General features: G+C 66.7%; 25 protein-coding genes. 2 read left to right on the forward strand and 23 right to left on the reverse strand.

The annotated features are described in order from the left end of the window. A partial coding sequence (locus tag EQG76_RS05900) for a hypothetical protein (protein ID WP_200840587.1) occupies nt 1-489 on the reverse strand: 489 nt, incomplete at its 3' end. A 108-nt stretch (nt 490-597) separates the two neighbouring features. On the opposite strand from EQG76_RS05900, the gene EQG76_RS05905 reads away from it, so the two are divergent. Together EQG76_RS05905 and EQG76_RS05910 are read left to right on the forward strand one after the other, a co-directional pair. After that, on the forward strand, nt 598-1,101 hold the full coding sequence (locus tag EQG76_RS05905; protein WP_159711471.1) for an HD domain-containing protein: 504 nt from the start codon (nt 598-600) through the stop codon (nt 1,099-1,101). After that, entirely contained in the window at nt 1,098-1,301 is a 204-nt protein-coding gene (locus EQG76_RS05910) for a hypothetical protein (RefSeq protein WP_159711473.1), read from the forward strand. Before EQG76_RS05905 ends, EQG76_RS05910 begins: the two co-directional genes overlap by 4 nt. A 1-nt stretch (nt 1,302) precedes the next feature. Here the strand turns inward: EQG76_RS05910 and EQG76_RS05915 are convergent, their stop codons facing one another. From EQG76_RS05915 to EQG76_RS32065, 22 genes are all read right to left on the reverse strand, one after another. Continuing rightward, on the reverse strand, nt 1,303-3,924 hold the full coding sequence (locus tag EQG76_RS05915; RefSeq protein WP_159711475.1) for a phage terminase large subunit family protein: 2,622 nt from the start codon (nt 3,922-3,924) through the stop codon (nt 1,303-1,305). 86 nt (nt 3,925-4,010) lie between these two features. Next, nucleotides 4,011-4,433 carry a hypothetical protein gene (locus EQG76_RS05920; protein WP_159711477.1) on the reverse strand — a complete coding sequence of 141 codons (423 nt, stop codon included), beginning with the start codon at nt 4,431-4,433 and terminating at the stop codon, nt 4,011-4,013. A gap of 40 nt (nt 4,434-4,473) precedes the next feature. Beyond that, complete coding sequence (locus EQG76_RS31590; protein ID WP_200840588.1) at nt 4,474-5,133, reverse strand: methyltransferase; 660 nt, start codon at nt 5,131-5,133, stop codon at nt 4,474-4,476. Continuing rightward, nucleotides 5,134-6,114, reverse strand: coding sequence for a DUF4942 domain-containing protein (locus tag EQG76_RS31595; protein ID WP_200840589.1), 981 nt, complete (start codon nt 6,112-6,114; stop codon nt 5,134-5,136). Further along, nucleotides 6,111-6,491 carry a hypothetical protein gene (locus EQG76_RS05930; protein WP_200840590.1) on the reverse strand — a complete coding sequence of 127 codons (381 nt, stop codon included), beginning with the start codon at nt 6,489-6,491 and terminating at the stop codon, nt 6,111-6,113. Before EQG76_RS05930 ends, EQG76_RS31595 begins: the two co-directional genes overlap by 4 nt. A gap of 81 nt (nt 6,492-6,572) precedes the next feature. Beyond that, entirely contained in the window at nt 6,573-7,388 is an 816-nt protein-coding gene (locus EQG76_RS05935; protein ID WP_159711479.1) for an NUDIX hydrolase, read from the reverse strand. Further along, complete coding sequence (locus tag EQG76_RS05940) at nt 7,385-7,879, reverse strand: hypothetical protein (protein ID WP_159711481.1); 495 nt, start codon at nt 7,877-7,879, stop codon at nt 7,385-7,387. Before EQG76_RS05940 ends, EQG76_RS05935 begins: the two co-directional genes overlap by 4 nt. A 9-nt stretch (nt 7,880-7,888) precedes the next feature. Next, nucleotides 7,889-11,656 (reverse strand): hypothetical protein, encoded by a 3,768-nt coding sequence (locus EQG76_RS05945; protein WP_159711483.1) that lies wholly within the window; start codon nt 11,654-11,656, stop codon nt 7,889-7,891. A 44-nt stretch (nt 11,657-11,700) separates the two neighbouring features. Then, a complete protein-coding gene (locus EQG76_RS05950) occupies nt 11,701-11,982 on the reverse strand; it encodes a hypothetical protein (RefSeq protein ID WP_159711485.1) in 282 nt (93 codons plus the stop codon). Nucleotides 11,983-12,091: 109 nt separating this feature from the next. Continuing rightward, nucleotides 12,092-12,346 carry a hypothetical protein gene (locus EQG76_RS05955; RefSeq protein ID WP_159711487.1) on the reverse strand — a complete coding sequence of 85 codons (255 nt, stop codon included), beginning with the start codon at nt 12,344-12,346 and terminating at the stop codon, nt 12,092-12,094. A 1-nt stretch (nt 12,347) separates the two neighbouring features. Further along, nucleotides 12,348-12,611, reverse strand: coding sequence for a hypothetical protein (locus tag EQG76_RS05960; RefSeq protein WP_159711489.1), 264 nt, complete (start codon nt 12,609-12,611; stop codon nt 12,348-12,350). Between the two features lies 1 nt (nt 12,612). Continuing rightward, on the reverse strand, nt 12,613-12,735 hold the full coding sequence (locus EQG76_RS32710) for a hypothetical protein (RefSeq protein WP_255476478.1): 123 nt from the start codon (nt 12,733-12,735) through the stop codon (nt 12,613-12,615). 82 nt (nt 12,736-12,817) lie between these two features. Then, entirely contained in the window at nt 12,818-13,432 is a 615-nt protein-coding gene (locus tag EQG76_RS05965) for a hypothetical protein (RefSeq protein ID WP_159711491.1), read from the reverse strand. Then, nucleotides 13,429-13,725 carry an ead/Ea22-like family protein gene (locus EQG76_RS05970; protein WP_159711493.1) on the reverse strand — a complete coding sequence of 99 codons (297 nt, stop codon included), beginning with the start codon at nt 13,723-13,725 and terminating at the stop codon, nt 13,429-13,431. The genes EQG76_RS05965 and EQG76_RS05970 overlap by 4 nt, the downstream gene beginning before the upstream one ends. Nucleotides 13,726-13,844: 119 nt before the next feature. Then, nucleotides 13,845-14,069, reverse strand: a complete 225-nt coding sequence (locus EQG76_RS05975) for a DUF7220 family protein (protein ID WP_159711495.1) — start codon at nt 14,067-14,069, stop codon at nt 13,845-13,847. After that, nucleotides 14,066-14,440: a hypothetical protein gene (locus EQG76_RS05980; RefSeq protein WP_159711497.1), complete on the reverse strand. Its 375-nt coding sequence runs from the start codon at nt 14,438-14,440 to the stop codon at nt 14,066-14,068. The genes EQG76_RS05975 and EQG76_RS05980 overlap by 4 nt, the downstream gene beginning before the upstream one ends. Continuing rightward, entirely contained in the window at nt 14,437-14,817 is a 381-nt protein-coding gene (locus EQG76_RS05985; protein WP_159711499.1) for a hypothetical protein, read from the reverse strand. Before EQG76_RS05985 ends, EQG76_RS05980 begins: the two co-directional genes overlap by 4 nt. Then, a complete protein-coding gene (locus EQG76_RS05990; protein ID WP_159711501.1) occupies nt 14,811-15,194 on the reverse strand; it encodes a hypothetical protein in 384 nt (127 codons plus the stop codon). The genes EQG76_RS05985 and EQG76_RS05990 overlap by 7 nt, the downstream gene beginning before the upstream one ends. Then, the gene (locus EQG76_RS05995) at nt 15,191-15,382 is read right to left on the reverse strand and encodes a hypothetical protein (protein ID WP_159711503.1); all 192 of its coding nucleotides are present in this window, start codon (nt 15,380-15,382) and stop codon (nt 15,191-15,193) included. Before EQG76_RS05995 ends, EQG76_RS05990 begins: the two co-directional genes overlap by 4 nt. Beyond that, nucleotides 15,382-15,771, reverse strand: coding sequence for a hypothetical protein (locus EQG76_RS06000; RefSeq protein WP_159711505.1), 390 nt, complete (start codon nt 15,769-15,771; stop codon nt 15,382-15,384). Before EQG76_RS06000 ends, EQG76_RS05995 begins: the two co-directional genes overlap by 1 nt. Before the next feature lie 2 nt (nt 15,772-15,773). After that, on the reverse strand, nt 15,774-16,199 hold the full coding sequence (locus tag EQG76_RS06005; RefSeq protein WP_200840591.1) for a nucleoside triphosphate pyrophosphohydrolase family protein: 426 nt from the start codon (nt 16,197-16,199) through the stop codon (nt 15,774-15,776). Between the two features lie 79 nt (nt 16,200-16,278). Then, nucleotides 16,279-16,458 (reverse strand): hypothetical protein (locus tag EQG76_RS32065; protein WP_235031224.1); only part of this gene is annotated, 180 nt, incomplete at its 5' end.

Raw genomic sequence — 16,458 nt, forward strand, 5'->3', positions numbered from 1 at the left:
CAGCATCTCATCCTGCTGGGTCTTGCCGACCTTGCCGTTGGGGTCCTTCAGCTTGATCTGGAAGCCCGGGCCCTTGCCGTTCTCGGATACCCGGCAGAAGCGCTTGACCTGGCGCTGGCGGGTCTTGATCACCGAGGCCAGCACCGGCGTCTGGACGACCATGTTGCGCATGGCGTCGAACGAGAAGTTCGACTGCCGGTCGAACCACTCGCCCTGGATGTTGATGCGCCGGTCGTCGAGGAAGACCGACTGCATGCCGGCCTTCTTCTGCTCGGCGGCGCGCGACGGGAACGGGATCACCTTGGCCCGGGTGAGGGCCTTCTCCATCACCTGCTGCTCCGCATACTGCTCGGCCACGTACTGCACGAGCGGCAGCATGTCGGGCACGGAAGACGGCAGGAACTCGCGCTGCCGTTCGGCAGTCGCGTCGAACCGCTCATCGGCGGGCGCGTCAGGGTTTGCGGTTACAGCGCGGGCAGTATCGGTCATGGCAACAGCATAAGGTCACGACGCCCGAAGAATAATTTGTAAGCATCCGGCATGTTGCTCAATTTTGAGGCATAATCATTGCCATCCAGCCCTGCCCCAGGAGAAATGATGAACCTTGCCTTTCGAGCGATGCTGTTCGCGCGCGAGGTCCACCAGGACCAGCGCCGCAAGTACACCAACAACCCCTACACGGATCACCTTGCCGAGGTGGCCGGCATCGTCGCCACGGTGGCGCCCGGTGATCTGCACGACATCATGATCGCTACGGCCTGGCTGCACGACAGCATGGAGGACCAGGGCGTGACCGTTCACGCCCTGGCCGGAAATTTCGGCATGCGCGTGATGGATGGCGTGCTGCTGCTGTCCGACCTGGAGCAGGGCAACCGAGCCGAGCGCAAGGCGGCTTCGCGCCTGCGCCTGTCTAGTGCGCCGGCATGGGTCCAGACCATCAAGGTCGCCGACCTCATCAGCAACACCAGCAGCATCGTCATGCACGACCCGAAGTTCGCGGTGACCTACCTGGAGGAAAAGCGCCTCCTGCTGGACGTGCTGACCAAGGCCGACCCGCGCCTCGTCGAGATCGCCAGGGCACAGGCCGGGGTGGCGGCATGAAGATGAAGCGCTGCCCCAAGTGTGGCGAGGAAATGGCTGCCGACCTGTTCAACTTCGCCCCGCGCGACAAGCAGGGCAAACTGGATGGCTGGTGCCGGACCTGCAGGTCGGCCGACCAGATGGCGCGCTACCACCGCAAGCGCGCCGACGCGACCTACTACCGCAAGTCGCGGGCCAAGGCCCAGCAGGCGGCCGCCTGACCTACCAGTCCTTCGCCACGAACTGGAAGCAGCCGGGATCGGCCGGGCGCACCAGCATCGCGCGCTCGTTACAGTAGCCGCGATCGGCGTCGAAGGCCGTGCAGCGCCCGCACACCTCGCCCGTGAGGTCATCTTGCTGCAGGACCTGCCGCGCCGCGCTGGGCATGGTCTCCAGCACGGCAGATCCGCCACCGCGCAGAATCTGCACGGGCTTCTCGTCGATCTGCGGCATCAGGAAGGTACTGGTGCCATGCGCGCGCGCCCACGCCACGTCGCACAGCATGTTGGCGTAGCTCGTGTGCGGGTCGATGCCGACCTTCACCACCCGGCGCTTGTACTTCTTTTCTTCCTCGTCCTTCTCGGCGATCAGCGCCGTGCGGGTGAAGTGGAAGAAGGCCACGTCCTTGCAGACCGGCACCGGCTTGGTCTCGCCCTTCTCGGTGTAGTCCTGCACCAGGCCGGCCGGATCCGGGAACAGGCAGAGCTTCTTGGCGAAGCGCGCCATCGACACCTGCATGCACTTGTACTGGTCCAGGCGCACCGTGTAGCGGTCGAGCTCGCTGTCGTCGGTCCGGCGGTCCGAGGCATTGCTGAGCGGGGTGTCGCCCCAGATCAGCATCTCGTTGTCCATGTTGCCGTAGCCAGCCAGGAAGACGCGGCCCGGGTGACGCTGCGCGAAGCGCTTGGCGTCGTTGTAGTTGGGCAGCGTTTCGACCACACAGCACTGCACGCCGAACTGGTCCATCAGCTCCGAGCAGCGCGCGAACGGGTCGGCGTCGAAGATGTATTTCAGGTGGACGACGGCCTGCTTGCCGTCCTCCAGGCGCTCCTTGATGACCACCACATTGAAGGCGCCCATCTGGTCGATGCCCATGAAGGTGCCGCGCGCGCGCGTCTTCCAGACCAGGCCGCGCGCCATGCCTTCCTCGGCGCAGGCGTTGAGCATCTCCAAGTTGACCGGGACCTGGCTGGGGTCGGTGTACGGCTTGCCGAGCTTCCGGTTGAAATAGTTCTTCATGTCGTCGGCGTTGTGATACGCCTCGATCATGTTGCGCGGCGAGATGGTCGGCGACAGGAACTGCGGGAAGTGGATCGAGCGGATCTCGGCGTCTGGGTTCTTGGCACGCCATTCGCCCTGCTGGGGGTCGTCGATCCAGCCCTGGCACTCGTGGCAGCGGTAGCGGTACTCGCCGGGCAGGTTCGGCTCGCCACGGCGGGTGACGCGCTTGGGCGCCTCGGGGTCGTAGCCGATGCACTGCGGGAAGTGCTCGTCGAGCACCTGGTGGGTGCCGCAGTGCGGGCAGAGCGTGTGGAACTGGTACTGCTTACCCTTCTTGTACCAGAAGTGGATGTCGCTATCCGGCCAGTTGGCCGTGGAGCCCATCAGGGTGTACTTCAGGAACGACGCCGACAGACGCTCCTGCGTCTTCTCCATGTCGGCGATCGCCATCTCCTGCACCTCGTCGAAGGACACGACGTCCATCGGGAAGGACTCGGTGGCGGTCTTGCCCGAGGTCCACAGGAAGTGGAACCGCGACGGGCCCAGGTTGCGGATCAGCACGTTGCCCTCGCCGCCGCGCCCGCCCGAGGCGTTCTTCTCGGTCATCATCCGGTAGACGCTGGGCACGGTCTTCACGATCGGCATGAAGCGCTCGCTCGACTTGCCGGACGCCAGCATCTGCGAGGGCATGAACATGCCGATCTTGGCCGGCGCGAAGCGCAGCGCCAGGTAGATCATGGCCAGCATCTCCATGACCGTGAAGCCGACCTGGGTGCACTTCATGATGACGTCGGTGCGCTCGTAGGCTTCCTCGATCGCGGACGGGATCAGCTCGTAGACGAACCGCATGGCCGGGCGGTCCGACAGCGAGAACGGGTGGCCGTCCACCTTCAGGCCATCCTGCTCGAGCCGCTCGCACCAGTCGATGAAGCGCTCGTCGGGCCCGATGATGCGCTGCGCGTCGGTGAGCTCGATGGCCACGTCGAGGAACTCGGCCTCGAACCGCTGGAGCCGCTCGGGCTCGGTCACCTTCTCGGCCTCGGCGGCCATCTCGACCGGCAGGTGCGGGTTGGCGAAGCTGCTGAACTGCCAGCACGACCAGTCCGGATCCTCGCGGCCCATCTGGTAGAGCTTGTGGAAGGCGTTCTTTTTGCCGAACGGCACCGACAACAGCCAAGCCTGGCCGCCGTGCTGGCGCAGCGCCGGCAGGACCACGTCCTCCCAGAGGTCGAGCAGGCCATCGACCCGCGCCACGTCGTCGAGCACGACCGTGCCGTACTGCTCGAAGGTCTCGAGCTTGGCATCATCCAGAGCGTAGAAGTCGATCAGGCCGCCCGTGGTGAGCTCCACGCGCCGCGCGTTCGGCCGGCGCTTGATCAGCGCGTCGACGATCCGCAGCACCTGGCGCTTAACCTCGACCAGATCGGCCGCCGTCTCGGCGAACCAGGCCGTGGGGAAGCCGCGCAGGGCGCCCTTGGGGCCGGCCAGCAGCGCCTCGATGCCGAGCGTGGTCTTGCCGCCCTGCTCACCCATGGCGACGACGTTGAAGCGCCCGGCACGCGCCAGCGCTTTCTGCTGGGCCTTGTGCGGCTCCGGCAGCCTGATTTTGATCTCACTTCCCATGACAACAGGATGCGGTCACGACAAAAAAAGGCCCCGCCGGGACAGGCGGGGCATAAACCGGGGTGAGGCCCGGCAGGGAAGGAACTCTACTTTACCGCATCGCCGATGGCGTTCATCCGGTCGCGCATGTTCGAGCTGACGTGGTTGGGCACGTCCTCGTCCTGGTGCATGCCGCCCAGGTCTTTGTGCGCGGCCTGGAGGGCCTTGCGCTTCTGCTCGGGCGTCTTGGCCGCCACCAGGCGGTCGCGGTGCTCGCCAGCGGCCTGCTTCACGTGGTCGGGGAGGTCGGGATGCTCGGCCCAGCCGGCAAAGTCGGCAGCCGCCTGCTTGTGGTGGCGGTCGATCGGGGCGCCGTCGGGCTTCGCCGGGGCAGGATCCTCACGTTTGCCGTCAGGCTTGGCCGGCTGCTCGGCGGGGGGAGCCGGCGGGCGGTTGTCGTCGGCGGGCATGGACTTGGTCAGCTCGCCGATCGCGGCGCGCGCGCCGAACAGCAGGATGCACTTTTGCATGGTAGTGGGGCCAGTCTATTGAGCTGGCCCCATTGTGTGGTCACGACGCCGGCGGCGTGCCGATTGCCACGATCGCGACCGATACGCTGGTATCGGCGAACGCGCCGGTGATCGGCGCCGTCCAGTCCTCGGGCTGCTCACCGAACAGGCCCTTGCCACGGAAGGACGCCGGCAGCACCGCGACCAGCCGGCCGCCCGGCTTGAGCATGGACAAGGCATGCTCGACGTGCGCCTTGGCCCGGCCCTCGCTGAACGGCGGGTTCATGACGATGCGGTCGTACCGGCAGATCGGCTGCCACGTCAGGAAGTCGTGCTCGACCACGCGGTAGCCCTTGGACTTCAGGATGCCGCAGTGCAGGCCGCTGATCTCGACGCAGTCCGTCCGGTCCTTGGGCATCAGGTCCGCCAGCCCGCCCTGGCCAGCGCTGGGCTCCAGGCAGGAATGTCCCGGGCCGATCTGCGCCAGATCGACCGCCTGCTGCGCCACGCTCTCCGGCGTCGGGTAGAACTGGTGAGACTTCTGGTCGGGGATGCAGCCAGAGGCGATGATGTCGGCCAGCACGTCGTCGATCAGGTAGTCGAACTGCCAGTACCAATAGCCCTTGGTGCCCTCGCGCAGCACGCGCACGCCGCCGATGGCCTCCAGGACCCGTGCGGCCTCGGCCATGGCGGCCTTGTCGTGGTCGCCAAAGTCGAACACTCAGCCGAGCGGTATGTCGCGATAATAGGTCTCGTAGCCCTTCTGGTAGGGCTCGCGGGCAGGCTTCAGGCGTTCCAGAAGCGCGATGACGGCGAACGGCAGCAGCTTGCTCATCATCCGCCACACGCGCGGCTTGCGCTTGGGCGGCGTGCGGAATTCGGCCGGGATAGCCGTCGGGTGCATGGACGCCAGGACCTGGTTCAGCCGCCAGGCCATGTCAGGGTGCACCTCCAGATGCGCGGTGCCCTTCAGGTAGCAGCGGATGCGCAAGGCGCCGCCGTCCAGCGTCACCCACTCACCCGGGCGGTGGCGGCGGCCGTTCTCGATCACCGAGTTAGTGGCGTAGTGCTTGGGTTCCTCGCGGCCCATGAAGCGCGCGATCACGCAGCGCAGGTCATTGATCACGCCCATGCGCGACCAGTTGGATGACGCATGCCCGCCGCTGTAGAAGTTGAACAGGTTGGCCACGATCATGCGCTTGCCAAAGCCCTGCGGGCAGTTGGTCACGTGCTCATGCGACAGCGAGCGGAAGATGCCGTCGACCCGCTCGGCGAAGAACTTGGATCGGGCATTCAGCAGGTCCATGATCGTCGCGCGAACCGTGTCTTCCTCGAACTCGGGCGTTTCGTGCTTGCGGATCTGCTCGTTCCACTCGTCCCGGCGCTTCTGCGGCATCGCATCGTAGACGTCGGTGAGGCCCATCGCCTTCGACCAGTAGGCGGCATTCAGCGCCGCGATGGCGCCCTCTGGCTTGAACAGCCGATCCACGTAGATCGAGCGGTGCAGGCGGTCGTCGCCGCAGTTGCCGTCGATGAAGTAGTGGATGACGTTGCCCAGGTCACCGCTCACCAGGGCGGCGAGCTGGTCGATACGCTGGCGCGCCTGCTGGTACTGTCCGATCAGGCCATCGATCAGGTCAGCGGACACCGGCGCGAAGAACTGCGCGTCCTCCGCGATTTCGAACTCGACGACTTCGCTCATTCGGCAACCTTGGGAAACGCCAGTTGAGCGGGGCGGCGGCGGCCACGGGTGCCTGAGTAAGGCGGCGTGGGCTGCAAGGCCGCCATCGTGCTCCACACGCGGGCGTAGGCGCCGTGCAGGCGGTCGTCGCGCACCGAGTTCTTGAAGTTGTTGTAGTCGATGCCGGCGATCTCGGCGGCGATCACTGCCGCCACTTCCTCGCGCGGGACCAGCGCACGGAACAAGTAATCGCGCTCCGGACGGCGCTCAACCTTAGCGCCGGGGAAATACCGCTCGATGTCACCTTGCCGGCGAGCACGCACCAGCAAGAATTCACCTTCAAGATCATTTGCGGGGGCGACGACGGAAAGAAATCCGTTATTGAGACAAAACCACATTTTGAGGACCCTGGATGGAAAGCCTTAGTATACTCAAATTTGAGCAAGGGTCGTCTAAATCGGTTCGGTTTCTTTTGTCACCTAAAATAACATGCCGGACTCGTGGTTTTTTGGATACGGCTGCGCGGGCGGTTTCGGCGGTGGCGGCGGCTTTGGACCGGCGCCGATGGCCTCGGCCGGGCCGTGGTCGGTCGCCATGTTCAGCAGGCCGTACAGCTTGTCCTTGGGTGCGAGGTGCACAGCCTGGGATTCCCAGCCCATGCGCGCCGGCGTGCCGCCGACCCGCTTGGCCAAGTACAGGCGCGCCACGGAGGTGGTGCGCTCGAAGTCCCCGACGAAGCCCGTGATCTCCACCTTCAGTCCGGTTTCCTCGAAGGCTTCCTTGATCGCATTGGCCTGCAGCGACAATTCCGGCTCCGCGTTCCCCTTCGGGAACGAAGCCCTGTAGCCGCCGAACCCGTTGGTCGGCGCTACAAGCCATATGCGGCCGTCAGGTTCCTCGATCACCACGCCGGATGCGACGACCTTGCCCTTCGGCGCATGGATCGGCGGCTCATCGAGGTCGTCGTTGACGCCGTCGACGTAGTCCCAGCCCTCGGCCGTGGTCGGGTGGTCGGCCCACGGCTCGAACAGCACGCCGTGGAGCTGCGCCGGAACCTCGCCACCAGGCACGACCGTGGCCACCGCCTTGGGATCGCCGAAGGCGGCGAGCGGCGTGGGTGTGGACGGCTGGTGGATCTTCACCGGCTCGCCGTGGTGGTCGAGCTCGGGGTGGTGCACCGCCTTGGCGGGCTGACTGTGCCCCGGGCGGTCGCGGCGATGGTAGCCCTTCACCTGATGGCCGCCGCGCAGATGCGGCGGGACGTAGGCCTTCACGAACAGGATCGGACCCGTCATGGCGTGCCCAGCAACAGGGTGGAAACGCTGGAGATGGCGTCCTGCACGTGCGCCTTGGCAGCAGGGTCGGACAGCTTCTGGTTCTCGTGCTGGACGGCGACGTCGATCAGGGATGCCGCCAGCGCCAGGAACAGTGCTGCGCCCGGGTCGGTGTCGCTGGCATCCGGCACGGCCTGCTTGATCCGCTTGCCCAGATGCTCGGGCGAGTTCCACGGCAGCGCCGCGAACCGGGCATCGCGGCCCATGAACTTGTCGCCGTAGGCCTGCGCCAGCTTCTTGATGCTGTCCTGGGCCTGCTCGCCGGTGAGCTTGCCGCCGTTGTAATCGGCCCGCACGCCAATGACGGCCTGGCCGAAGTCCTGCACCAGGCCACGGACCACATCGGGATCGCCAAGCGAGGGACGGGCATCGCCGGTCGGGAAGCCCAGGTCTTCGCCCCGCCCGCGATCGGCCGCGCGCTCCGGCGAGCCTTCGATTTCACGTTTGTCCATGGTCATATTTTACGCGCTTTTTTGAGTAATGCCCAAGTCGGGCGGGAGCATGAGGACCTCGAGTTCCAGGCGGCCATTAGTCATCTGGCGCGACAGCACGACGAACCGCGAGTTGGGCAACGTGGTGATTTCCTTTTCACCTTTGAATGCTCCGGATCCGAACGACTCGACGGCCTTGGCGCCCTTGGCGTAGCGAATAACCACGCGATGCTTGCCAAAGTGCGACGTTGCCGTTGGATCATACGACGTGCACATTGGCCCCGTCGCCTGGAATACGGTGCCCTCGGGTGCCTGGAGCACCTTTTTTACCATCTCGTCCGACATGTTCTGCCAGCGGTAGACTGTAGTTCCTTCCGGCTGGCTGGTCGCGAACTCCAGCGCGGCCTGCGCGACGTCGGACAGCTTGTTTCCGGCATGGTCCTTTTCTTTGCCCTGCCGGAAAAGGTCGTTGTAGGAGCCCGACGCCTGCACCGATTGCACGAAGTGCTTGGCCAGCGGCGAGGCCTCCTGGAACTTCTGCTTGGCTGCCGCGATCGCCGCCGCCGACAGGTGCGAGACCGTCTTGGGCCGCAGGTGCTCGACCGACGAGACCTGGCCCATGGCGACCCAGAAGCCCAGCTTCTCGTTCGACTTGACCTTAGCGACGGTCGTGCCGAACGGCTGCGACGGGAAGGCATCGGCGAGCGCCTCAACGCTGCTGACGTCCGTCGAGCGGAACAGCTTCAGCGGCTCGGGCGGGTTGGCGATTTCGTCGAGGATCTGCACCAGGTCCATGTGCAGTTGCACGACGTGCTTGGACGGGTGCTGCGCGATCGGGTGCGCGGCGCCGGTGGCCTGACCGGTCTCCTTGTCCAGGGAGTGGAACTGGAAGGCCTTGAGCGCCGGCAAGTTGCCGGCAGCGGCCAACGCCAGCATCTCCTGCTCGACGGCGGCGTTGGCCGCGTTGACGTGGTCCTTCGAGGACAAGCCTTTGCCCGGGCCGTTCCAGTTGGCGAAGTCGTGCGCCTTTGGCAGGCGCGCCGGGTCCACCGGCAGCGCCGACGGGTTCAGGCGCTTTTTCAGGGCCTTGGCCGCCTTCGGGTACTTCTTGAGCAGGTCGTCCTTGCGCGCGATCAGCTTCTCGGCCAGCGCCAAGCGCGCGGCGTCGTCGCCGGGCCCGTAGTGCTTGCACAGCGACTTGATCACGCTGTCAGGCACCGAGACGACCTTCGCCACGCTGGCGGCGATGTCGTGCGGCGTGATGCCCTTGAACACGGCGGCCGCCTGCGCGTTGACCTTCGGGTCCTGCAGGGTGTTGAGCTCGGTGACCGAGGCCGCCAGCTCCTTCTTGCCGCCCTGCGCGCGGAACTCGAGGGCGCCGCCCACGTCCACGCGCACGGCTTTGCCGTCGGCACCGAGCACCAGGTTGTCATTGCCCAGGCCGACCACATCCCAATTTGCCAGCCAGGCGTCGACGGCAAAGCCGGAGTGCGCGCCGCTGGCCTTCGCCAGCTTGTCCGGCCCGGCCTGCTTGAGCCCGTCCACCCACTTGGAAGCGATGCCAAGCTTGCCGCCCTGCTCGACCATCTTGAGCGACGGAACCTTCACGCCGGCCGCCTCGTAGAGCTTGGCGGCCAGCACCTCGGACTTGGCGTGCTCGGGGTTGGGCGGGAACTTGCAATACCACTTGGTGCCGTCGGGCGCCTCGAACAGGCCGCCGGGGTTCGAGCCCTGCTGCTGGCCGACCTTCTTCCAGCTCGAGATGTCGGTAGGACCGGCGTCGGCCGGCTCGGGCGCAGGCGCGTCGGCCTGCACCTTGTGCCAGCGGCCGTTCTTCAGGACGTACTGGACGCCGTTCTCGGTCTTGGTGTCGCCTTCCTTGGGGCCGGCCTGGACGACGTTGGAGACCTTCGGCGCCTTCTTGGCCGGCGTCTTGCCGGCGGCCGTCTGGAGCTCCACCATGAAGGCGTGCATCTTCTGCGCGCGCACCGCCGTGGAGTTCGGTCCCACGAAGGCCTTGAAGTAGCCGCCGGTGCCGTTCGGCACCTTCAGCGTGAAGCCGCCCGCCTTCCAGCCGGACTTGTGGACGGTGACCAGGCCGCCACCGAAGCCCGCCTTGCCCTTCTCCAGGACCGACTGCTTGATGTGCTCGGCCATCAGCGTATAGCGCTTGTCCCAGTCCGAGACCTGGCCGAAGTCGGGGATCTGCACGGCGTCGACGCCAGTCTTCGCGGCGGGCGCCGGGGCTGGGTCAGGCGCTGGCGGCTGCACCACCGGTGGATGCGTGCTGTCCTTCCACTTGGCGATGTTGTCGGCGTGGTCGTGGTAGCCGTGGTCGAAGGCGGCCGCCTGGGCCTCGTCGAAGGCCTCGGGCGATTTCCCGTTGTTGGTGACGTGGTCGTAGAGCAGGTCGGCGACCTTGCTGGAGCTGCCGGCCGCCGCGACCTTGCCGTGTAGCGACAGCTCGGGCATGGCCGCCGGCGCGTCGTCGTCCAGCGCCGCCAGCATCTTCGCCGCCTGGCCGAAGCCCTGGTTCTCGCTCAGATTGTGTGCCGGGATGGTGAAGCCCGCGAAGTTCAGGCCGTTGATCGCCGTGGACCAGGCGTTCGCCGACTCGCCAGCATCGACGACATACTGGAGCGCCGCCTTTTGCGCGGCGGCAGACGTCGTCGCGGCAGCCAGGGCCGCTTTGAACTTGTCCGCAGCGGAGGCCGGCGCGCTGGTCGCAGACACGCGCGCGACCTTGGGCGGCGGCGCTGTGTCCACAGGCTTTCCCGCTGTGTCCGGAGCAGCTCCGGACATAGGCGCGCCCAGCGCCGCCAGGACCTTCTGCTTCGCCGCCTCGATCTTCAGGTTGTAGGTGTTCTTGCCGGTGGCGATCGCCTGCACGGCGGCCGCGTCGCCCTTCTCGGCGGCAGCCTTCAGCGCGGCAACCTTCTTGTTCACCGAGGCGGCGTTCGAATTCGAGTCGGGCAGGGTGAGCGCGGACCAATCGACGGCGGCGGCGGCTTGGTGCGCGGCCGGCTGCGTCGGCGCGGGGGTGGCCGCCTTCGGCGCGGCGGCGGTCGGCGTCACGGCGGCCTGCAGCGGGTTGTCGCCGCCCACGAGCTTGGCGAGCTGCACGCCGTACTTCAGCAGCGCCAGGCCGTCCGAACCTGCCGCCAGGCTCGGCTTGTCCTGCACGCTCGCGGCGAGCTTGGACAGGCTGGCCTTCAGCGCGTCGTGCGCGCCGGCCTCGTACATCTGGGCCCACTGCTTGGCGACCAGGTTGTAGTTGAAGTCCTTGAGCGACGGCGGCGTCGGGGCCGTCAGGCTTGGCTTGGCCGGCTCGGGCGCAGGCTTTGGCGCCGGCCGCGTCTGCACCGCCGGGTGCTCGCCGGCCTTCTGACCAGGCGCCACCTTGTGCTCGCTGCCGTGCAGCCCGAGCAGATGGTTGGCCACTGCCGCCAGCTTCTTGCCGTAGGTGTTGGTGCCGAAGCTGGACGCCAGGATGCCGGTGACGTGCCCGGCCTCGGACATCTGCTTCAGCTTGGCGAGCTGGCCGTTGTAGGTGCCGGCGTTGGTGTTCGAGTCGGGCAGCTTGAGCTGGTTCCACTCGTGCTCGGCCAGGTGCTGCGTCGGCGCGTGCTCGCCGCTGGCCAGCGGGTGCGCGGCAGTCGGCGCGCCCTTGGGCGCAGGCTTCTGGGCGGTGATCTTGTGCCACCGCATAGGATGGCCGTAGAGGGCATAGCCGTGCTGGCCCTTGAAGGATGACTTCAGGAACAGGATCGGCACGGCGTGGGCGAGGTTCGGGCGCATGACACCACAGTACGGTCACGACGCCCGCCCGTACCGCAGCCGATTCAGGCCGCCAGGCGATCCAGAAAATCGTCGGCGTCGCTCAGCGCCAGGTGATTGCGCAGGGCCATCTGCTGGGCGAGGTGGAACAGGTAGAGGCGCTGCGCCGGCGTGAGGCCCGGCGCGTCGATCGGGCCGTCCGGCTGACGGTCGGCGGGCGCGAAGTCCTCGATGATGGCGCAGGCCTCGATGGCAGCGTCGAGCTGCGGCCAGAATAGCTGGGTGAACCGGCTGGCGACGGCGGGAGGTATCGTCAGCATGGCGGCAGCTTCCGGCCGGTCCAGCATGCCCACGCCAAGAACGCGAGGTAGCCGGCGTTAATCGTGTCCCTGTTGCAGAGTGACAGAAATGCACCGGCAGCAGCCGCGCCGGAGAAGAATGACAGTTGGTCGCTAATCATCGTGGCCTACGTCCCTGTTCGTGCCAGTGGTAGGCGTGAAAATCGACCTCGCCGCCGCAATTCTGGCAGCGGTAGCGCTTGCGCGGGCCGCCCAGCGGAGCGAAGTCATGGAATGCGCAGGCGGCCAACTTGGCGTGGTTGGCCTTCACCTGCTCGAATATTTGCCGCACCCCGTCCTGCGGGATGCCGGTGAGATCGGAAAGCACCGCAGCGCCGTTGTACGTGCCGTCGGGGTTGCGGTGCTGTTCCATGCTACGCCTCGATCTTGCCGAGGACGGCGATCGGAAAGCCCGGATGTTCCCAGGTGGGATCAATCGACTGGCGGATGGCCGCCAGGAATCCGAACACCGCGTCGGCGGCACCGAGGATCCACTCCGGCCACCAGTTGCGCACCTGGACCAGCGGCGCCGGCCCGTAGGGGTCGCCCAGGTAGACCGGCACGCAGCCATAGATCATGCCGTAGTGCGTGAACTCCTGGAGAATCTCGTCCCGGGAGAGCTGGCCGAAGATTGCCATGTCAGCCCAGCATGTTGTCAAACGACCTGCGCAGGGCCTTGAGCTTGCCGGCGAAGAAGCCGGTCCTGGCCTCGTAGACCCACACCGCCGCTGTGACTGCGACGCCCAACACGAAACCGAGCATGATGCTCTCCTGAAGATTGGCCGATGGATCGGTGCTTCGACAGGTTCATCATCTGGTCACGACATCGGGCGCGCAGCGCGCGTTACAGATGGTTCCGCAGCACGTAGATGAACCGGGCGAGTTCCTCGTAGTCCGCCTTGTCGAGCACGACCGAGCCGCCACCCTTGCTCACCGTGATCGTGCCGTCGTTGCACCAGGAGAAGCGGAACGGCTGGACCTCAGAGACGAGCACCACCGGCGGCATCTCGACGGGCAGCGGATCAACGACCGGCTCGGCTTCCGGCAGCGGCTCGGCCGCCGGTGCAACCGGCTCAGCGGCAGGCGGCTCCGGCTCCGGCTCGGGGCGGCGGGCACGCGGGCCGTCGATACTCACGCCCTCGAACCGGCGCTCGTCCGGCTCGGGCTTGGGCTTGGGCAGCTCCACCTTGGGCGCGGACGGCTTGTCCACCAGCGGCTCGGGTGAGGCCGCCACGCGGGCCGACTGATCGGCCATCCGCCAGTGGAACAGGCCGTTGATGCGCTCGCGGACCACGACGTCGTGCTTGATTGCGGTCTGCAGGCCGGTGAGGATCGTACCGGTGTCGGTGCCGAGGATTTCCGCCAGCGGGCCCGTGGCGATTGTGCCACCGGGCGGTAGCCCCTTCAGGTGCTCGATGGCCCGGTGGGCGATGGTCGAAGGATGGGGGACGTAGCTCACGGCTTGAACCCCACGGCTTCGGCCTGCTCGTTGTGGATGCGGCGCAGCTCGGCGGCCTGCCGCTCGCATTGGCCCTTCCACATGTCGCGGTTGCGTTGCGTCCGCTCCAGTTCCTCGATCAGCGCCAGGACGGCGGCTGGCGAGGTAGTGGCGACGTGCGCGGCGTCTTCGGCCGTGTCGCAGTCGATCATGTGGGCGCCGTCACAGATCACGAGCGAGCCGCCGTTGGTGCTCCATTCGCCTTGCGTCGCCGCTCTCGCGGCCGCCTTCATGGCTTCGATGTTGAGGTCCATTCCCTTCCTTGATTTCCGGGCACCACGCCCGACGAGCGCCCATTCTATCATCAAAAATGAATAAGGCGCTGGTTTCCCAACGCCTTAGCGGTCGCGTGCACGAGACTATCAATCCGGCGTCAGGCCCGCTGCACCTGCAGCCAGTTGAACAGCCGGCGCAGCACGTAGCTACGCACCAGCGAGACGACCGTGAAGGCCGCACCAATGCCCAGGTTCTCGGCCAGCCCGACATGGATGCCGAACAGCGGGAAGATCAGGCACTGCGCGGCGATCGCGACCACATAGCCGATGGCGATGTTGACGCCAGCCTCGGCAAGGCTGGCGCGGCGGGATTGGCCGCTCATGATGACCGGTCCAGCACCTCGGCGGCCGCCTGCACGATGGCGCGGCAGGTCGCGGCAACCGGATCGCCGTTGTGGCCGACCGTGCACAGGCTGACGCCGAACTGGTCCCAGACTCGGGACTTGTGGCCGTTGCCCGCCCGCGTGCTCACGGTGAAGCCCTTGAGCACGGCCAGGCGCATGGCCTGATCAAGACGCTGCAGCGGGTTCCATTCCTCGCGGCCGGTCTCGGGGTCGTCGTAGTAGAAGGCCAAGCTGCCGTTGCGCCAGTCCAGGCCCTGGCACCCGTAGGCGCGCGCGGCGCGCTCCAGCAGCTCGCGGTCGCCAGCCCGCCCCGGGTTGCGTTCCCAGATGTTGAACGAGGCGGCCATCATGCCACCTCCGGCCGGCCGGCGATGCCGCAGTAGCCCTGCGTGGGCGCGTCCGGAACCTTGACGTCGAACTCGACGGGGCGCGTCTCCTTCCCGCCGCCAGGCAGGGCGAAGTCACGCGCCTCGGTCCTCCGCTCCATGTGTGTCGTCGTGCTCGGCGCCCACCGCCACATCGCGCACTTGTCGGCGATACAGCGGCAGGAGTTCAGGACGAAGCCGGCCGGGCTACCCAGGGCGTCGCGGTTGCAACTGGCGACGACGATGTCATCGGAGCGCTGCGTGCCCCAGTTCGTGTCCGTGGTGATCTTCTGCTGCTCGACGCGCGCGATGCGCACCATCGGGCACCACTTCTCGCGGGCCTGCTCGGGCGTGGTCAGCATGCGGCCCCCTTGCCTGCGGCCGTGCCCTGGTAATGAGGATCGACCTTGTACGGCGGCGGCTCGATCGCGTTCAGGATCAGCGTCGACCACGTGTCGCGGGTATTCAGCAGCACGCTCGGCAGGCCCGGCGCCGGATCCGCGCCGGCGAACTCGCTGGGCGGGACGGTCACCGCCAGGCGCTCGACCACGTCGGACGGCACGGCGATCGTGCTGCTGCCCGAGTTGTAGTAGCCGAGCTTCGCCCGGACCGTTCGCTCGTCGTATCGTCCGGCCGTGTTCAGGCGCTGCTTGTAGCCGCAGTCGCCCGGCCCCCAGATGGTGATGTAGCGCTGATCGCGCCGCGTGTGCTTCACGCTGATGATGTAGAAGTCGCTCATTCCTTTCCTTCGAAGTCGTTGTCGGCAGCGACGCGCAGCGGCACGTCGGACAGCGGCACGGATTCGCCCGTGCGCCAGTTCAGCCCGCCTTTGCCCTGGCATAGGGCGCAGCGGCCGTAGCATTTGCCCGAGCCGCCGCAGTCCGGGCACTCGACGAGGTCGTCTTGGTTGTTGGCCCGGGCTTCCATCAGTCGCGGTTCCGGAAGTCGTCGATGTCGTCCTGCGTGACCTGGAAGCACTGGACCTGCGTGACCTTGTAGAAGGCCGGCGTGACGTTGGCGTCGAGCCAGTTCTCGATCATGGTCTTGAGCTCGGCGCGCTTGGCGTCGGGCAGGTCGTGGCTGTCGAGGTAGGTTTCGGCGTGCTCGCCGCTATCGTCGAATGCCAGGGCCTGCATGCGATCGATCATGTCCTCGAAGTCGAAGAAGCTGGACGGCTTCGGGCGGACGGACACGCCAAGGTAGTAGCAGCGGCCGGCTTCCAGCTCGCCGTCGCGGTCGAGTTCATCGATCGCGTCCCACTTGTTGCCGTCGTGGTAATCCTTGCCGTTGGCGCTGTAGCAGTCGAATTCGGCCATGATCAGTACGCCTTCCCGCCGGCCTGCGCGCGGTTCTCCGGCTTGTGGTCGGCGCGCTGCGCGTTGAAGGCGAGCTTCTCGGCGATAGCCCCGCCAACATCAAAGCCGAGCGCGCCACCCAGATCGAAGCAGCGGATGATGGCGTCAGCCAGCTCGACTTCCAGCATCGGGCGGTGCGGGAGCTTGTCGTCGGGCAGGCCCTTGCGGTCGCCCTCGCAGGCCTCGGACAGCTCGGTGACGCAGAGCATGAGCTTGGCGGGCACGAGGAACGGGGTCTTGGGGTCGATCGGCGCGCCGGTCTTGGGGTCGTTCCACCAGCCGGACTCGCGGGACAGGCCGTGGCAGACGTGCTGCAGGTTCTTGCCGGCGGTCTTGATCAGGGTCGAGTAAGTCTGAGTGGTGATTGCGTGCTTGTAGGAGTGGTCCATGTCCTTCCCTGGTTGTGCGCCTTGCGGCGCGTTGTTTACTCGAATTTGATTATACATCGACTTACTCGGATTTGCGCAACTACGCCGCGACTTGCCCGCGCGCGAAGCGGCGCATGTCGGCCAGCAGGTTCTTGTCGCCCCGTCGATCGCTACCAGTCCTGGCGCAGAACAGGACAGTCCTGCGGCCATCGGGGGCCACGACGGCGGCGCGGTAGTGGCCACCACCCGACTGCCGCAGCTCGTCGAGGGCCAGGCCGGC

Origin of the sequence: Geminicoccus flavidas, assembly GCF_009806515.1 — a bacterium.
Lineage (GTDB): Bacteria > Pseudomonadota > Alphaproteobacteria > Geminicoccales > Geminicoccaceae > Geminicoccus > Geminicoccus flavidus.